Annotated in this window: 11 protein-coding genes and 3 rRNA genes; 11 read left to right on the forward strand and 3 right to left on the reverse strand. The window is 66.8% G+C overall.

The genetic code is table 11. The features are described 5' to 3' along the window. Positions 1-762 (forward strand): SDR family NAD(P)-dependent oxidoreductase, encoded by a 762-nt coding sequence (locus tag DEJ14_RS06860; protein ID WP_111086535.1) that lies wholly within the window; start codon positions 1-3, stop codon positions 760-762. Positions 763-893: 131 nt separating this feature from the next. On the opposite strand, the gene DEJ14_RS06865 is transcribed toward DEJ14_RS06860, so the two are convergent. Together DEJ14_RS06865 and DEJ14_RS06870 are read right to left on the reverse strand one after the other, a co-directional pair. After that, positions 894-1,850, reverse strand: a complete 957-nt coding sequence (locus DEJ14_RS06865) for a DUF1648 domain-containing protein (RefSeq protein WP_258373360.1) — start codon at positions 1,848-1,850, stop codon at positions 894-896. Beyond that, positions 1,847-2,197 (reverse strand): GntR family transcriptional regulator, encoded by a 351-nt coding sequence (locus DEJ14_RS06870; protein WP_111086536.1) that lies wholly within the window; start codon positions 2,195-2,197, stop codon positions 1,847-1,849. Before DEJ14_RS06870 ends, DEJ14_RS06865 begins: the two co-directional genes overlap by 4 nt. Positions 2,198-2,350: 153 nt before the next feature. Here DEJ14_RS06870 and DEJ14_RS06875 point away from each other — a divergent pair, with 153 nt between their 5' ends. The 3 genes from DEJ14_RS06875 (at position 2,351) to DEJ14_RS06885 (ending at position 4,059) form a co-directional block, all read left to right on the forward strand. Continuing rightward, the gene (locus tag DEJ14_RS06875) at positions 2,351-2,518 is read left to right on the forward strand and encodes a hypothetical protein (protein WP_159572230.1); all 168 of its coding nucleotides are present in this window, start codon (positions 2,351-2,353) and stop codon (positions 2,516-2,518) included. A gap of 50 nt (positions 2,519-2,568) precedes the next feature. Continuing rightward, on the forward strand, positions 2,569-3,444 hold the full coding sequence (locus DEJ14_RS06880; RefSeq protein ID WP_181437637.1) for an alpha/beta fold hydrolase: 876 nt from the start codon (positions 2,569-2,571) through the stop codon (positions 3,442-3,444). Positions 3,445-3,543: 99 nt separating this feature from the next. Next, a complete protein-coding gene (locus DEJ14_RS06885; RefSeq protein ID WP_111086538.1) occupies positions 3,544-4,059 on the forward strand; it encodes a hypothetical protein in 516 nt (171 codons plus the stop codon). Positions 4,060-4,110: 51 nt separating this feature from the next. On the opposite strand, the gene pdxR is transcribed toward DEJ14_RS06885, so the two are convergent. After that, on the reverse strand, positions 4,111-5,574 hold the full coding sequence (pdxR, locus tag DEJ14_RS06890) for a MocR-like pyridoxine biosynthesis transcription factor PdxR (protein WP_181437638.1): 1,464 nt from the start codon (positions 5,572-5,574) through the stop codon (positions 4,111-4,113). A 34-nt stretch (positions 5,575-5,608) separates the two neighbouring features. Here pdxR and DEJ14_RS06895 point away from each other — a divergent pair, with 34 nt between their 5' ends. The 7 genes from DEJ14_RS06895 to DEJ14_RS06925 all read left to right on the forward strand — a co-directional run bounded on the left by DEJ14_RS06895 (position 5,609) and on the right by DEJ14_RS06925 (position 15,764). Continuing rightward, the gene (locus DEJ14_RS06895) at positions 5,609-6,343 is read left to right on the forward strand and encodes a pyridoxamine 5'-phosphate oxidase family protein (RefSeq protein WP_111086540.1); all 735 of its coding nucleotides are present in this window, start codon (positions 5,609-5,611) and stop codon (positions 6,341-6,343) included. A gap of 172 nt (positions 6,344-6,515) precedes the next feature. Beyond that, entirely contained in the window at positions 6,516-7,466 is a 951-nt protein-coding gene (locus tag DEJ14_RS06900; protein WP_146249823.1) for a C40 family peptidase, read from the forward strand. A gap of 90 nt (positions 7,467-7,556) precedes the next feature. Beyond that, positions 7,557-8,789: a dual-specificity RNA methyltransferase RlmN gene (gene rlmN, locus DEJ14_RS06905; protein ID WP_111086542.1), complete on the forward strand. Its 1,233-nt coding sequence runs from the start codon at positions 7,557-7,559 to the stop codon at positions 8,787-8,789. A 417-nt stretch (positions 8,790-9,206) separates the two neighbouring features. Then, positions 9,207-10,728 (forward strand): 16S ribosomal RNA (locus tag DEJ14_RS06910). Between the two features lie 429 nt (positions 10,729-11,157). After that, positions 11,158-14,285 (forward strand): 23S ribosomal RNA (locus DEJ14_RS06915). Positions 14,286-14,419: 134 nt separating this feature from the next. Then, a 5S ribosomal RNA gene (gene rrf / locus DEJ14_RS06920) occupies positions 14,420-14,536 on the forward strand. Together the 16S, 23S and 5S rRNA genes form the textbook arrangement of a ribosomal RNA operon. 97 nt (positions 14,537-14,633) lie before the next feature. Further along, a complete protein-coding gene (locus tag DEJ14_RS06925) occupies positions 14,634-15,764 on the forward strand; it encodes an ROK family transcriptional regulator (RefSeq protein WP_111086988.1) in 1,131 nt (376 codons plus the stop codon). Positions 15,765-15,835 lie beyond the last annotated feature (71 nt).

Here is a 15,835-nt window from a genome sequence, read left to right on the forward strand (position 1 = left end):
ATGACCGCACGACTCGACCACAGGACCGCACTCGTCACCGGGGCGGGCTCCGGCATCGGCCGTGCGATCGCGGACCGGTTCGTCGCCGAGGGCGCTCGCGTGGTCTACGCCGACCGGGACGCGACGGCGGCGGGCACCGCAGCAGCGGCAGCCGGCGCGCTCGCGCTGCCGCTCACCATGGACATCGCCGACGAGACCAGCGTCGCGGCCGGGTTCGCCGCCCTCGCGGAGCGCGACCTGACGCCGAACGTGGTGGTCGCGAACGCCGGCGTGCAACTGTTCGGCCACGACGCTGCGATCGCGGACGTCTCGCTCGACACCTGGAACCGCACGGTCGCGGTGAACCTGACGGGCACGTTCCTGACCGTGAAGCACGCCGTCCGGGCGATGCTCGCGGCCGGCGGCGGGGGGTCGATCATCGCGACGGGCTCACCCACCGGGCTGAACGGCGAGGGTGCGGACTTCGCGGCCTACTCGTCGACCAAGGGCGGCATCCACGCGCTCGTCCGCGCGACCGCGATGGCCTACGCGCGGGACGGCATCCGGGTGAACACCGTCGTGCCGGGCTACACCGAGACGGGGCTCGTCTCGGCGATCTCCGGCGACCCCGAAGCACGTGCGGCGATCGTCTCCCGCACACCGCTCGGCCGCCCCGGCACCCCCGACGACGTCACCGGGATCATGGTCTACCTGGCCAGCGCGGAGTCGTCCTACGCGACGGGCGCCGAGTTCCGCGTCGACGGCGGCATGACGAGCCTCTGACCGCCTGCGGCGCGAGCTCGCCCCGAGTCTCGGGCTGAGCGACACCTCTCGGGCTCCGCAGCGCGAGGACTGTCGCCTCACCCGAGACTCGTGGCATCACCACCGCGACCGGGAGGCCCGGCGCGGCCCCGTCAGGCCGGCGTGCGGTGCGCGAGCAGTGCGCCCAGGGCCGCGGCCCCGCCCGCAGCGTCCGGCACGGTCACCATCCGTGCCTGCCCGCCGCGGAGCCGTGCCACGAGGCCCGGCCCGGACCGCACCACGTAGGCGACCCCACGGCCGGAGAACCGGTAGCCCCAGCCGCCCCACTGTCCGGGCGAGACGTCCTCCCACCCGCAGGACTCGATCCGCTCGAGCGGGACGCGCATGAGCGGGATGCGGGTCCACGTCGAGGTCAGCCGCATCCCGCGACGGTCCACGGTGAGCTCGACCCGGGCGAGCACCAGCACGGCGAGCCCGGCGACGACCGACACCGCTCCGGACGCGACGGCCGTACCGATGTCGGACGGAGCCATCGCGAGCCCCGTGCCGATCCCGAGTCCGACCACGACGGCCCCGAGCGCCGCGAACCAGCGACTGCCGATGTGGGCGCGCCACGCGACCCGCGTGTCCGACCCGATGCGCAGCGGTTCGACGTCGTGCGCGGGCACCGGGGGAGCCGTCCGGACGAGCGCGACGACCGGCACCGCGGCGATGACCGCGCTGACGACCAGGAACGGTACGGTCCACCAGCCGGACAGCGTCCCGTCGCCGACGGTGTTCGTCGCGGCGAGCACGATCCAGGCGGTGCCCAGGCTGCCGGCGAACAGGTTGGCCACGAGCACCAGGGTGGCGGCGGTCCGGCGGTCGGGCAGCCGCAGTGCCGCGAACGCCAGAGCCACCGCGCCGGCGGTCACCGCGAGCGTGATCCAGAACACCGGCCAGGGCGAACTCCAGCCGTCCGCGGTGCCGTCGGCCCCGAAGTGCACGGCCATGCGGTCCGGCAGGCTCGGTGCGGCGACGAGTGCCGCGACCACCAGGGTCAGCAACACCACCAGCCCGGGCGCCACCACTGCCACACGGGTCCTCGAACGCATCGGTCGGTTCGTCATCGTGCCCCCTTGATCATCGTGAACAGGTCGTCGAGCGGCACCCCGAGCGTGTCGGCCTGGTCGCGCAGCTCGTCCACGAGCGTGCGCAGCCGGTCGAACGAGGCGTTGCCCGATCGCAGGACGGTGGCTCCGCGACCCCGCCGCAGCTCGATCAGTCCGTCGTCCTGCAGCTGTGCGTAGGCGCGCAGCACCGTGTGCATGTTGACGTCTACCGCGGCGGCGAGGTCGCGCGCCGACGGCAGGCGTTCCCCGCTCGCGAGGTCTCCGCGTGCGATCGCGTACCGGATCTGCGACGCGACCTGTTCGGCGAGGGTGGCCCGCGCGGTCGGGTCGACGGTTATCAACATGTTTGCATTGTATGCGAACAATCCCGCCGTGGCGAGGGTTCTCGTGTCGCGCTCTCCGGCCTTTGGCCATGGAACGCAGGCCCCCGTCCGGGGGTACGGCGTCCGGGTACTTTCGGCTGCAGCGAACCACTCGCTATTCAGGGAGAAACCACGATGACGAACTACGAATCCGCCGACGGGGTCGAGCCCGTCCAGGTCACCACCTACCGTCTCGTCCGCAAGGCCGCCCGACGTGGTTGGGCTGTGCCGACCGACGAGGCCGAGCCGTCCCTCGCCGACCTCGTGAGCACCCGCGGCTCCGCGCGCCCCGAGGCCCGCTGACCCGCACGCCGACGCCGAACCCGAGCCCGAGCCCGCAGTATCGTCGGGCCATGCCCCCTTCGGCCCGAGCGGTCACCCGTGGCGTCGAGGTCGGGACCCGAGGCTCCGCCACCGGCGTCCCCGTGCTCGTCCTGCACGGCAGTCCCGGCGGGATCGACGTCGCCGAGCTGATGGCGGCGTTCCTGCCGTCCGAGGACTTCCGGGTGGTCGCGGTCTCGCGACCGGGCTACCTCGGTACCCGGCTCGACGCCGAGCACCCCACGATGGACGACGAGGCCGACCAGCTCGCCGGGGTCCTCGACGACCTCGGCATCGATCGGGTCGGTGTACTGGCCTGGTCCGGTGGCGCCCCGGCCGCGTACCGCCTGGCGGTCCGACACCCGGACCGGGTCAGTGCGCTCGCCGTCGCCTCCGGAGTGTCCGGTCGCTGGGTCCCCGGGTCGGCGGGACCTGCCGAACGACTCGTGACCGACACTGCGTTCGGTGCCCGTCTGGCAGCGATCGCAGCACGCGTCGCCCCGGCTGCCGCGGCACGCGCTGCGGTGGCCGGCGTGAGCACCCTGCGTGGTGGAGTCCTGCGGGAACACGTCGCCGGCGTCCTGGCCGACCCGGAGCGGCGGGCGTTCCTGCTCGGGCTCGCACGCACCGGCAACGCGTCCGGGCCCCGACGAGAGGGCTGGGCCAACGACGTGCGGCAGCTCGCGGCCGTCGAGTCGCTCGACCTCGTTGCCGTCCGGGCCCCGACACTCCTGGTGCACGGCGACGCCGACACCGAGGTCCGACCGGACGACAGCACCCGCGCCGCCGCAGCGATCTCCGGCGCGGAGCTCGTCACGCTGCCGGGTGGCACGCACTTCGCGCTCTGGGACCACCGCGACGCCGCCGCGGTGCAAGCACAGGTGCGCGCACACCTGCAGCAGCACTGACCATCGGCGCGCCCCGCCTGCTCACGATCCGGTATCGACGAGGTCTCGATCTCGACACGACGCCCCGTACGTGACCACGGCGCTGCCACGATGGCGGGTATGGCTTCCCTCCGACTCGCGCTGACCGTCGTCGCCGGTGCGCTGCTCGCGTCCCTCGCCCTGTCGTCGTGCTCAGCCGACGCCTCGTCGACACCGACGCCGACCTCGTCGAGCGCTCGGTCGGCGGACGCAGCGGTGGACGCACCGGCGGCGTCCCCCACGGTGGACCCGATGGAGGAGGACGGGAGCGCCGCGGCCGTCTGCGGGCAGATCAGCGCGCTGTCGACGATTGCCCTGAACGCCTCGGACGGTCGTTCCCGCGGTGCCCTGACCGACGCGCAGTACGAGGCGCTGATCGCGGCAGAACGCTTCGGGTACGAGCACCTGTCGAGCAGCGACGAGCGGCTCGACAACGCCATCGACTACGCACTCGAGTACCTGGACGCCCACCCGGCACCCGCGTCGGGGCCGGCGCTCGAGGACAGCCCCGAGTGGGAGCTCGTCGGGCGCACCCTGAACACAGCGTGCCAGCAGGCCGGTTCGAACGTGGTCGCGACCGCTCAGTCCGGCGGCTGATCGCGACTCGTCCGGCGGCCAGAGCGCACCGAGGCACCACGGCCACGAGGGTCACGCAACGATCTCGGCCCGCTCGACCGCCGCGACCAGCGCGTCCAGCGCACGGTCCAGCTCCGGCACCGTCACCGCCCCGTACCCCAGCACGACCCCGGCCGGCGTGCTGCCCGGAGCCAGCCCGTACTCCTCGAGCGTCGAGACGAGCGCGCCGGCACCGGCCATCCGCGCGGCGACCTCCCGCCCCGTCGCCGGACCCGACCACACGACCACGGCGTGCAGTCCGCCGGTCAGCGCACGGGCCTCCAGCCCGGCGACGCCGTCGAGCCGAGCCGCGATCCGGGCGCGACGGTGCGTGTAGTCCCGCCGGACCCGGCCGAGGTGCCGGCGGAGCGCGCCGGTCCGGAGCAGGTGCGCGAGCGCGATCTGCACGGGCTCGGCGACGACCGCGCCGCGGGCACGACGGGCAGCGAGCACCGCGTCGGCGACCCCTGCCACGGACCCGGCCCCGACCGGCTCGCCTGCCGCCCGGGGCAGCACGACGTACGAGCAGCGCAGCCGCGGGTCGAGCGTCTTCGAGAACCCGCCGACGTGCAGCACCGCCCCGTCGGCGTCGAGCGCCGCGAGTGCGGGCACGGGGCTGCCGCGGTGCCGGAACTCGGAGTCGTAGTCGTCCTCGACCACGAGCGTGCCCGTCGCCGCAGCCCAGGCGAGCAGCCGCTGCCGTCGTGTCACCGGCATCACCGAGCCGAGCGGGTACTGGTGCGTCGGCGTGACGAGCACGACGTCGACCGGCGGGGCTGCCGTCAGGGCGTCGAGGTCCATCCCGTCGTCGTCGAGCGGGATGCCGAGCACGGTCCCGCCCGCGCTGAGCACCGCACGCTGACCGGTCCGGTACCCCGGGTCCTCGACCGCGAACACGGGGGCGCGACCGAGGTGCACGCGGAGCGCCTCGGTGACGAGCGACAGCGCCTCCGATGTCCCCGCGGTCAGCAGCACCCGGTCGACCGACGGGGCGAACCCGCGGCTCAGGCCGAGCTGCGCGACCACCTGCGCGCGGAGCTCCACCGTGCCGAGGGGGTCCGCGACGGCGTTCCGCAGCGGGGCGTCGGCCGCCGCCCGCCAGGCTGCGCGCCAGTCCCGCTGCGCGATCGCCGTGACGGCGGGGATGCCGGGGCGGCAGTCGATGAGCCGGGCAGAGGTGGTCATCGGTGCGGTGGACGCTGACGCCGTCGCAACCGGGTCCGGCGCGGGCAGCACGTCCCTGACGCCCATGCCGGCCGACGCGACGACCCGCGCCACCGCACCGTGCCGCGTCCGGATCCAGCCCTCACCGTCGAGCTGGTCGTAGGCGGCGACGACCGTGCCGCGTGCGACGCCGAGCTCGGCGGCCAACGCCCGGGTCGAGGGCAGCGGATCGCCCTCGCGCAGCGTGCCGTCGTGGACCATCCGCCGGATGCGCTCGACGACCCCTGCGGTCTTGCCGGACTGGTCCACCACGATCACCTCGATCTGGTCCACGCACTGGACCACTGTCGAACCTAGCGTTGCCCGCATGAGCACCCCGAACGCCACCGACGGCCCCGACCTGCGCGTCCGACGCATCCGCGAGCGCCAGTCCGACGACCCCGCCGTCCTGCGGGCGATCCTCGACGAGGCACACCTCGCCCACGTCGGGTTCGTCCGCGGTGGCCACCCGATCGTCCTGCCCTTCCTGTGCGGCGTCGGCGACCTCGGCGCCGGCCCGGTCCTGCTGCTGCACGGATCGACCGGCGGCGGCCTCTTCCTCGAAGCAGGTGCCACCGGTGTCCGGGTCGCAGCGACGGTCACGCACCTGGACGGGCTCGTGTTCGCCCGTTCGACCTTCGACAGCTCGGCGAACTACCGCAGCGCGATGATCGCGGGCGCCGCGACGGTCGTGCCGCCTGAACTCCGCACCGAGGCGCTCTGGCAGGTCTCCGACCACCTCATGCCCGGCCGCCGCGACGAGGTCCGCGAGATGACCCCGAAGGAGGTCCGCGCCACCCAGGTCCTGCAGCTGCCCCTCGACCGGGCGAGCGTGAAGGTCCGGTTCCAGGGCAACGGCGAGGCCGCGGACGACGGCGAGGACCACACGGTCTGGGCCGGCGTGCTGCCGCTCGCGGTCCGTGCCGGCGTCCCGGTGTCGGGGGACATCTCGGGGGACGCCCCGGTCGACGCGTCCGTCGTGGCGCTGGCGGCTCGCCTCGACCGCCTGTCGTCCGACCGGGAGGCCCGGATCGCCGCCGTCATGCGGGTCGCGTCCGCCTGAGGCCGGGTCCTCGGGCACCTGGGCGCGGATCCGCCGCATCTGAGCGACCTGCGAGGATCGCCCGTTCCTGTGACGAGCCGCAGGAACACTCCGGGACTGCCCAGCCTCGGTCCGCCCCGTGACCAATACGTTACTTTCCGGATCGCCCAGCGGTCCCGACCCGGAAGGACCCATGGGACGCCACGCCCTGCCTGCAGCAGCCGAAGACCGACAGCCCTCGCGAGGGACCCCGCACACCGCGGTGGAACCCGCTCCGGCGTCACCGCAGCCGCAGCCGTCCCGTCCCCGTGGTCGTCGCTCGGCCCTCGGTCCCGCTGCTGCCCGGGCCACGTTCGTGGAGCACCCGAAGCCGACCCGCACCGTCCGGATGCAGCCGCGTCCGCTCCCAGTCGCTTCGAGCGCCGGTGCGGCCGTCCTGAGCCGGAAGGCCGTCCTGCGTGCCGAGCGGGCCGTCGACCCGCGGCACATCCGCCGCACCGCGAACGCCAAGCGTGCCGCGATCCTGCTCGCACCGGCGATCGCCGTGACCTCGAGCCTGACCCTGGCCGTGCCGGCGAACGCGGCGACCCCGGCCGAGACGCAGCAGGGCACGACGACCTCGCAGGCCGCGCAGACCTTCACCGTGGCACACGACGTCAAGGTCCCCGTCGTCACGACCGACGGCATGACCACCACGACCACGGTCGTGTCGTACCCGACGCTCGACCTGCGCTTCGGGGTGACGACGGCCCAGGCGCAGTCGGCCCTGTCGGCGGCGTTGTCCGCCGGCGGCGACCGCGCCACCATCGTCGAGACCGCTCTGCAGTACATGGGGGACCCGTACGTCGAGGGCGGCGCGAGCCACGAGGGCATCGACTGCTCCGGCCTGACGATGGTCGCGTACGCGGCAGTCGGCATCCCGCTCGTGCACTACGTCCCGACGCAGGACGCCGCGGCGACGACGATCCCGGAGTCCGAGGCGCTGCCCGGCGACCTGGTCGTCTACGACGACGAGGACCACGTCGGCCTGTACCTCGGCCAGGGACTCGTGCTGCAGGCACCGCACCCGGGCGAGGTCGTCGACATCGTGCCGATGTACTCGGCCGCGCACCACTTCGCGCGCCTGCTGCCCGCCGGCAGCTGACCCGACGCAGGCGGGGCCGTCGACGGTGACCAGTGCGGCCAGCGGAGGGTCCGGCACAGACGTGTCACGGGCCTCCCGTATCCTGGCCTGATGGCTTCCGACACCCGTACCCCGTTCGAACAGCAGCAGTCTGCTCGTCCGCAGGTGCGCCCGCGCACCGAGGGCTGGAAGCAGGCGACCGACACCGACGGCCGTCCGCTGCTGCAGTTCGCATCGCCGAAGCGCGGCAAGCCGCCCGTCCACCTCGCCGACCTGACGGCCGAGGAGCGCGAGGCCCGCGTCAAGGAACTCGGGCTGCCGGGCTTCCGCGCGAAGCAGCTCGCAACCCACTACTTCACGCACTACACGTCCGACCCGGACAAGATGACGGACCTGCCCGCAGCCCAGCGTGAGCAGCTCGTCGCCGGGATGCTGCCGCCCCTGCTGACCGAGACCCGGCGGCTGGCGACGGACAACGGCGACACGATCAAGTTCCTGTGGAAGCTGCACGACGGCGCCCTGGTCGAGTCGGTGCTCATGCGGTACCCGGGTCGCATCACGCTCTGCGTCTCGTCGCAGGCCGGGTGCGGCATGAACTGCCCGTTCTGCGCCACCGGCCAGGCGGGACTGACCCGCAACATGTCCACCGCCGAGATCATCGAGCAGATCGTCCGGGCCAACGCGGCCATCGCCGCGGGGGAACTCGGGGGCGATCCCCGCAAGGGCGGCAAGGACCGCGTCGACGCCGAGCGTGTGACGAACATCGTGTTCATGGGCATGGGGGAGCCGCTCGCCAACTACAAGCGGGTGATGGACGCCGTCCGACTCATGGTCGCGCCGCAGCCGAACGGCCTCGGCATGAGCGCCCGTGGCATCACGATCTCGACCGTCGGGCTGGTCCCCGCGATCCTCAAGCTGGCGGACGAGAACATCCCGGTGACCTTCGCTCTGTCGCTGCACGCCCCCGACGACGAACTCCGCGACGAGCTCATCCCGGTGAACTCGCGCTGGAAGGCCGACGAGGCGATCGACGCCGCGCACAACTACTACGTCAAGACCGGGCGCCGTGTCTCGATCGAGTACGCGCTCATCAAGGACATGAACGACCACGCCTGGCGTGCGGACCTGCTCGCCGAGAAGCTCAACAAGCGAGGCAAGGGCTGGGTGCACGTCAACCCGATCCCGCTCAACCCGACGCCGGGCTCCGTGTGGACCTCGTCCGAGGTGCACGTGCAGGACGAGTTCGTCCGCCGACTCAACGCCGCGGGCATCCCGACGACCCTGCGCGACACCCGCGGCAAGGAGATCGACGGGGCCTGCGGGCAGCTCGCGGCAGCGGAGTAGCCCGCCGCCGATGGGTCCTCCCGGCCCGACACGCCCGGGAGGAACCACGGTTGGCGAGGCCCCCGGAGCCTGTGTAGTGTTACCTCTCGTTGCCACGGCGGCGGAGAACGGAACGGCTGAGACGGTCACTGGGTTTACCCGGGGATCTTGTCCGCCACGGTTCTTCCCCGGGCAGCGGATTCACCAGCCTCTCTGGCGGAGCATCTTCGGGTGTCGAGCGGGGGAGTGCGTCTGGTCCTTGAGAACTCAACAGCGTGCACATTGTCAATGCCAATTTATTGATTGACCTCGTGCCTGGCCTTCCTTCGGGTTGGTTGGGTTTGAGACAATTCCTTTTGGATTGAAGATTGTCAGTAGACAGTCAACAGTCAGAATCAACTCGGTCTGATGCCTTTTGGGGTGTTGGGTCTGTATTTTTTTACGGAGAGTTTGATCCTGGCTCAGGACGAACGCTGGCGGCGTGCTTAACACATGCAAGTCGAACGATGATGCCCAGCTTGCTGGGTGGATTAGTGGCGAACGGGTGAGTAACACGTGAGTAACCTGCCCCTGACTCTGGGATAAGCGTTGGAAACGACGTCTAATACTGGATATGATCACTGGCCGCATGGTCTGGTGGTGGAAAGATTTTTTGGTTGGGGATGGACTCGCGGCCTATCAGCTTGTTGGTGAGGTAATGGCTCACCAAGGCGACGACGGGTAGCCGGCCTGAGAGGGTGACCGGCCACACTGGGACTGAGACACGGCCCAGACTCCTACGGGAGGCAGCAGTGGGGAATATTGCACAATGGGCGAAAGCCTGATGCAGCAACGCCGCGTGAGGGATGACGGCCTTCGGGTTGTAAACCTCTTTTAGTAGGGAAGAAGCGAAAGTGACGGTACCTGCAGAAAAAGCACCGGCTAACTACGTGCCAGCAGCCGCGGTAATACGTAGGGTGCAAGCGTTGTCCGGAATTATTGGGCGTAAAGAGCTCGTAGGCGGTTTGTCGCGTCTGCTGTGAAATCCCGAGGCTCAACCTCGGGCTTGCAGTGGGTACGGGCAGACTAGAGTGCGGTAGGGGAGATTGGAATTCCTGGTGTAGCGGTGGAATGCGCAGATATCAGGAGGAACACCGATGGCGAAGGCAGATCTCTGGGCCGTAACTGACGCTGAGGAGCGAAAGCATGGGGAGCGAACAGGATTAGATACCCTGGTAGTCCATGCCGTAAACGTTGGGCGCTAGATGTAGGGACCTTTCCACGGTTTCTGTGTCGTAGCTAACGCATTAAGCGCCCCGCCTGGGGAGTACGGCCGCAAGGCTAAAACTCAAAGGAATTGACGGGGGCCCGCACAAGCGGCGGAGCATGCGGATTAATTCGATGCAACGCGAAGAACCTTACCAAGGCTTGACATACACCGGAAACGGCCAGAGATGGTCGCCCCCTTGTGGTCGGTGTACAGGTGGTGCATGGTTGTCGTCAGCTCGTGTCGTGAGATGTTGGGTTAAGTCCCGCAACGAGCGCAACCCTCGTTCTATGTTGCCAGCGGGTTATGCCGGGGACTCATAGGAGACTGCCGGGGTCAACTCGGAGGAAGGTGGGGATGACGTCAAATCATCATGCCCCTTATGTCTTGGGCTTCACGCATGCTACAATGGCCGGTACAAAGGGCTGCGATACCGTAAGGTGGAGCGAATCCCAAAAAGCCGGTCTCAGTTCGGATTGAGGTCTGCAACTCGACCTCATGAAGTCGGAGTCGCTAGTAATCGCAGATCAGCAACGCTGCGGTGAATACGTTCCCGGGCCTTGTACACACCGCCCGTCAAGTCATGAAAGTCGGTAACACCCGAAGCCGGTGGCCTAACCCTTGTGGAAGGAGCCGTCGAAGGTGGGATCGGTGATTAGGACTAAGTCGTAACAAGGTAGCCGTACCGGAAGGTGCGGCTGGATCACCTCCTTTCTAAGGAGCATCTGGCCTCGTGTGCCCTTCGGGGTGGGCGTGGTCCAGGCGCCGAGTAACCCGAACGTGGTTGCCGGTAGCTCATGGGTGGAACATTGACAGTGCAGTTGGGAGTGATGCTTCCGACCTCAGTACGCTCTGCTTGCAGGGTTGGGACGGGTCGGGGTGGAGTTGCCTGCTGGTGCACGTTGTTGGGTCCTGAGGGACCAGGCTTCCTGCTGACATGAGAGTGTCTGGTGGGGGTTGGGCCTACGGGTCCTTCGTTGGGCCGCATGAAGCACTGTCATTGGACGGTGGGGAGTGTGGTGCCGATCGTATGTTGAGAACTACACAGTGGACGCGAGCATCTTTGATTCGCGTCATCCAATCGACCGGGCACTTTTGGTGTTCGTGTTGTGGGTGATGACGGATCGCAATTTTAATCTTTGTGGTCAAGTTTCTAAGAGCAAACGGTGGATGCCTTGGCATCTGGAGCCGAAGAAGGACGTAGAAATCTGCGATAAGCCTCGGGGAGCTGATAATCGAGCCCTGATCCGAGGATTTCCGAATGGGGAAACCCCGCTGGGCGCTTTTGTGACCTGGTGACTCCCGCCTGAATATATAGGGCGGGTAGAGGGAACGTGGGGAAGTGAAACATCTCAGTACCCACAGGAAGAGAAAACAACATGTGATTCCGTGAGTAGTGGCGAGCGAAAGCGGATGAGGCTAAACCGATCATGTGTGATAGCCGGCGGGCGTTGCATGGTCGGGGTTGTGGGACACGTCACTCAGTTCTGCCGGACTGGGGCGGTTACAGCGCATCATAGTCGAACCGGTTTGAAAGCCGGGCCGTAGTGGGTGCCAGCCCCGTAGACGAAATGGTGTTATGGCCGGATGTGTATCCCAAGTAGCACGGGGCCCGAGAAATCCCGTGTGAATCTGTCAGGACCACCTGATAAGCCTAAATACTCCCAGATGACCGATAGCGGACAAGTACCGTGAGGGAAAGGTGAAAAGTACCCCGGGAGGGGAGTGAAATAGTACCTGAAACCGTTTGCTTACAAACCGTCGGAGCCTCCTTAGTAGGGGTGACGGCGTGCCTTTTGAAGAATGAGCCTGCGAGTTAGTGATATGTGGCGAGGTTAACCCGTGTGGGGCAGCCGTAGCGAAAGCGAGTCTGAATAGGGCGTTTGAGTCGCATGTTCTAGACCCGAAGCGAAGTGATCTATCCATGGCCAGGTTGAAGCGACGGTAAGACGTCGTGGAGGACCGAACCCACTTCAGTTGAAAATGGAGGGGATGAGCTGTGGATAGGGGTGAAAGGCCAATCAAACTTCGTGATAGCTGGTTCTCTCCGAAATGCATTTAGGTGCAGCGTTGCGTGTTTCTCGCCGGAGGTAGAGCTACTGGATGGCCGATGGGCCTCAACAGGTTACTGACGTCAGCCAAACTCCGAATGCCGGTGAGTGAGAGCGCAGCAGTGAGACGGTGGGGGATAAGCTTCATCGTCGAGAGGGAAACAACCCAGACTACCAACTAAGGTCCCTAAGCGTGTGCTAAGTGGGAAAGGATGTGGAGTTGCATAGACAACCAGGAGGTTGGCTTAGAAGCAGCCACCCTTGAAAGAGTGCGTAATAGCTCACTGGTCAAGTGATTCCGCGCCGACAATGTAACGGGGCTCAAGCACACCACCGAAGTTGTAGATTTCGCACACTAGACAAGCCTTCGTGGTTCAGTCGTGCGGAGTGGTAGGAGAGCGTCGTGTGGCGAGTGAAGCGGCGGAGTGATCCAGCCGTGGACGCTACACGAGTGAGAATGCAGGCATGAGTAGCGAAAGACGGGTGAGAAACCCGTCCTCCGAAAGACCAAGGGTTCCAGGGCCAGGTTAATCCGCCCTGGGTAAGTCGGGACCTAAGGCGAGGCCGACAGGCGTAGTCGATGGACAACGGGTTGATATTCCCGTACCGGCGAACAACCGCCCAAGCTAATCCAGTGGTGCTAAGAGTCCTAACCCGGACGTCCGGATCCCTTCGGGGTGATGGTGGCCGGTCTAACGCTCGACCCCATGCTGGTGCGGTTAGCGTATGAACAGGTGTGACGCAGGAAGGTAGCTGAGCCAGGCGATGGTATCCGTAAGGTGAACCTGGTGTAAGGATGTAGGGCTGACGATAGGCAAATCCGTCGTCTGTGTGCCTGAGATCCGACGCGTACCCGTAAGGGGAAATCAGTGATCCTATGCTGCCGAGAAAAGCATCGACGCGAGGTTGCAGCCGCCCGTACCCGAAACCGACTCAGGTGGTCAGGTAGAGAATACCAAGGAGATCGAGAGAATCGTGGTTAAGGAACTCGGCAAAATGCCCCCGTAACTTCGGGAGAAGGGGGGCCGGACACGTGACCGGATTTACTCCGTGAGCGTTGAAGGCCGCAGAGACCAGTGGGAAGCGACTGTTTACTAAAAACACAGGTCCGTGCGAAGTCGCAAGACGATGTATACGGACTGACGCCTGCCCGGTGCTGGAAGGTTAAGAGGAAGGGTTAGCCTTTGGGCGAAGCTCTGAATTTAAGCCCCAGTAAACGGCGGTGGTAACTATAACCATCCTAAGGTAGCGAAATTCCTTGTCGGGTAAGTTCCGACCTGCACGAATGGCGTAACGACTTCCCAGCTGTCTCAACCGCGAACTCGGCGAAATTGCACTACGAGTAAAGATGCTCGTTACGCGCAGCAGGACGGAAAGACCCCGTGACCTTTACTACAGTTTGGTATTGGTGTTCGGTGTGGCTTGTGTAGGATAGGTGGGAGACTGTGAAGCGGGCACGCTAGTGTTCGTGGAGTCATTGTTGAAATACCACTCTGGTCACTCTGGATGTCTAACGTAGGACCCTGATCGGGTTCATGGACAGTGCCTGATGGGTAGTTTAACTGGGGCGGTTGCCTCCCAAAGAGTAACGGAGGCGCCCAAAGGTTCCCTCAACCTGGTTGGCAATCAGGTGGCGAGTGTAAGTGCACAAGGGAGCTTGACTGTGAGACTGACAGGTCGAGCAGGGACGAAAGTCGGGACTAGTGATCCGGCAGTGGCTTGTGGAAGCGCTGTCGCTCAACGGATAAAAGGTACCTCGGGGATAACAGGCTGATCTTGCCCAAGAGTCCATATCGACGGCATGGTTTGGCACCTCGATGTCGGCTCGTCGCATCCTGGGGCTGGAGTAGGTCCCAAGGGTTGGGCTGTTCGCCCATTAAAGCGGTACGCGAGCTGGGTTTAGAACGTCGTGAGACAGTTCGGTCCCTATCCGCTGCGCGCGTTGGAAATTTGAGAAGATCTATCCCTAGTACGAGAGGACCGGGATGGACGAACCTCTGGTGTGTCAGTTGTTCTGCCAAGGGCACCGCTGATTAGCTACGTTCGGACCGGATAACCGCTGAAAGCATCTAAGCGGGAAGCCGTCTTCGAGATGAGATTTCCATGCACCTTGAGTGTGAGAGGCTCCCAGCAGACTACTGGGTTGATAGGCCGGATGTGGAAGCGGGGACTAACGACCCGTGGAGCTGACCGGTACTAATAAGCCGAAGACTTGATAACACACTGATTTCCCGCACCTTTGCGTGTGGGGCTCGCGTCCACTTTGTGGTTCCCGACAGACGATCGGGAATCAAACTGAATAGCTCAGCTACAGCTGGGACATGTTTGAGACCGTGATTCATGGTCGACAGTGTTCCGGTGGTCATAGCGAGAGGGAAACGCCCGGTCACATTCCGAACCCGGAAGCTAAGCCTCTCAGCGCCGATGGTACTGCAAGGGGGACCTTGTGGGAGAGTAGGACGCCGCCGGACTTAACGTTGCAACACCAGGGAACCCCTGACCAGCACTGGTCAGGGGTTTTCTGCGTTTCCGGGCTGAGCCGTAGGATCAGCCGACGACGGAGGAACGATGACCGAAGCCTGGCCGGCACTGCCCGAGGGTTCCCGCTTGGCACTGCGGGAGATCCTCATCCACGGGACGCTCTCGCGGGCCGAGATCGCCCGGTCGCTCGGGCTGTCGCGCGCGAGTTTGACCCGGGCGATGCGGATACTCGTGGCACACCGGCTCGTGGTCGAGGTGGGCACCGACGTTCGTGGCGCCACCGGTCGGCCGTCGGAGCTGCTGCAGTCGAGTACGGGGCAGTGGGAGTTCCTCGGCGTCAAGCTGACCCGGGAGCGCCTGTACGCCGCGGTGACCGACCTGGGCGGGCGCGTCCTCGCCCTGCACGAGGAGACCGTCCCGTCGACCGTTCCAGAAGTCCTGGCCGACCAGATCAGCACCGTGCACGAGCGCCTCCGTGCCGCACACCCCGCGATCTGTGCCGTCGGGGTGTCCCTGCCCGGTGACGTCCTCACCCGGGGCGGAGAGGCCGTCGTGGCCGCGTCGCCGTTCCTCGGGTGGACCGACGTCCCGTTCGCACGGATGGTCCGGGAGCGAACCGGGCTCGCAGCCTTCACGGCGAACGACGTCCACGCCCTGACCGTCAAGGAGCACTGGTTCGGTGCCGGCGCCGGCCGCGGGTCCATGGCCCTGGTCACCGTGGGTGAGGGACTCGGCCTCGGGCTCATCGTGAACGGGCAGGTCTCCACCGGCGAGCACGGGCGACTCGGTCGGATCGGGCACCTTCCGGTCCTCGGTGGTGGGCCCGACTGCGGCATCGGGCACGCGGGGTGTGCCTCGAGCTACCTGCCGAGTCCGGTGATCGTGCGGAACGCCGGGCGCGACGGATCGTCGTACGAGCAGGTCGTCGAGCTCGCGCGGAACGGTGACGAGCAGGCCGTGGCCGCCTTCGAGGACGCCGGGCGAGCACTCGGGGTCATCCTGGCCACCGCGGTGCACATCGCCGACCCTGCCGCGATCGTCCTGACCGGCGACGGGCTGCCGGTGTACGACCTGGCGCGGACGACGGTGGACGAGTCGCTCCGTGCGGCCCTGGCTCCGTACCGGCAGCCGGTGACCGTCGAGGTGCAGCCGTTCGAGTTCTCGGAGTGGGCGCGAGCGGGGGCGGTCCTCGCGATCCGGCAGCTGCTCGAGACCTGATGCGGCACCACTGACAGCGCGTTAGTTACACACGTTGACAAACACTGCCGGAGACGGGAGGCTGGTGCGGT

It is taken from the genome of Curtobacterium sp. MCJR17_020 (assembly GCF_003234365.2).
GTDB lineage: Bacteria > Actinomycetota > Actinomycetes > Actinomycetales > Microbacteriaceae > Curtobacterium.

Coding starts and splice junctions, on each gene's coding strand:
- DEJ14_RS06895 (WP_111086540.1), top strand. CDS start 5,609: ATGAGCACCCCGAACGCCACCGACGGCCCCGACCTGCGCGTCCGACGC.
- DEJ14_RS06865 (WP_258373360.1), bottom strand. CDS start 1,850: ATGACGAACCGACCGATGCGTTCGAGGACCCGTGTGGCAGTGGTGGCG.
- rlmN (WP_111086542.1), top strand. CDS start 7,557: ATGGCTTCCGACACCCGTACCCCGTTCGAACAGCAGCAGTCTGCTCGT.
- DEJ14_RS06880 (WP_181437637.1), top strand. CDS start 2,569: ATGCCCCCTTCGGCCCGAGCGGTCACCCGTGGCGTCGAGGTCGGGACC.
- DEJ14_RS06885 (WP_111086538.1), top strand. CDS start 3,544: ATGGCTTCCCTCCGACTCGCGCTGACCGTCGTCGCCGGTGCGCTGCTC.
- DEJ14_RS06875 (WP_159572230.1), top strand. CDS start 2,351: ATGACGAACTACGAATCCGCCGACGGGGTCGAGCCCGTCCAGGTCACC.
- DEJ14_RS06860 (WP_111086535.1), top strand. CDS start 1: ATGACCGCACGACTCGACCACAGGACCGCACTCGTCACCGGGGCGGGC.
- DEJ14_RS06900 (WP_146249823.1), top strand. CDS start 6,516: ATGGGACGCCACGCCCTGCCTGCAGCAGCCGAAGACCGACAGCCCTCG.
- DEJ14_RS06870 (WP_111086536.1), bottom strand. CDS start 2,197: ATGTTGATAACCGTCGACCCGACCGCGCGGGCCACCCTCGCCGAACAG.
- DEJ14_RS06925 (WP_111086988.1), top strand. CDS start 14,634: ATGACCGAAGCCTGGCCGGCACTGCCCGAGGGTTCCCGCTTGGCACTG.